The sequence below is a fragment of the Paenirhizobium naphthalenivorans genome (assembly GCF_007992095.1).
GTDB classification, from domain to species: domain Bacteria; phylum Pseudomonadota; class Alphaproteobacteria; order Rhizobiales; family Rhizobiaceae; genus Allorhizobium; species Allorhizobium naphthalenivorans.
The window spans coordinates 1-748 of the sequence record NZ_BJZP01000121.1 but is presented as its reverse complement, the minus strand read 5'-3'; the positions used below and the strand labels follow the sequence as shown (position 1 = coordinate 748).

General features: G+C 65.4%; 1 protein-coding gene. It reads right to left on the bottom strand.

Annotated features, from left to right (window positions below; all coding sequences use genetic code 11):
- The coding region (locus RNA01_RS23460) for a methyl-accepting chemotaxis protein (RefSeq protein ID WP_235916861.1) at positions 1-748 on the bottom strand (748 nt) is incomplete at both ends.

Genomic DNA, 748 nt, shown 5'->3' with positions numbered 1-748 from the left:
GCCCCGTCGACCTTGAAGAAGGCGATGGAGCTTTGCAGTTCCTCGGCCTGGGCGGCCAGCTCTTCAGACGTTGCCGACATTTCTTCGGAGGCACTGGCGTTCTGCTGTGTCACCTTGTCGAGCTGCTGGATCGCCTCGTTGATCTGGGCGGCACCGATGTCCTGCTCACGGCAGGCGGCGGAGATCTCGGCGACCAGTTCGGCGGTCTTGCGGATGTCGGGCACCAGACGGTTCAGCATCTCGCCGGCATCCTGGGCCGATTGCACGGTTTCCGTCGACATCGCGCTGATCTCGGCGGCTGCCGACTGCGAGCGCTCTGCCAGTTTGCGCACTTCCGAGGCGACGACGGCAAAGCCCTTGCCATGCTCGCCGGCGCGGGCGGCCTCGACGGCGGCGTTCAGGGCCAGCAGGTCGGTCTGGCGGGCGATTTCCTGGACGATCGAGATCTTCTCGGCAATCGTGCGCATGGCGGCCACGGCACGGTTGACGGCATCGCCGCTGGTTTCCGCATCCCTGGAGGACTGACGGGCGATCTTCTCCGTCTGGGCGGCGTTGTCGGCGTTCTGTTTGATGTTGGCAGCCATCTGCTCCATCGAGGCGGAGGCCTCTTCGGCCGAAGCGGCCTGTTCGGTCGCACCCTGGCTCAACTGTTCGGAGCTGGCCGACAGTTCCTGGCTGCCCGAAGATACATTGTCGGAAGCCGACAGTGCATCGGCAACAACGCCGCGCAGGCGCTCGACCATGCTGG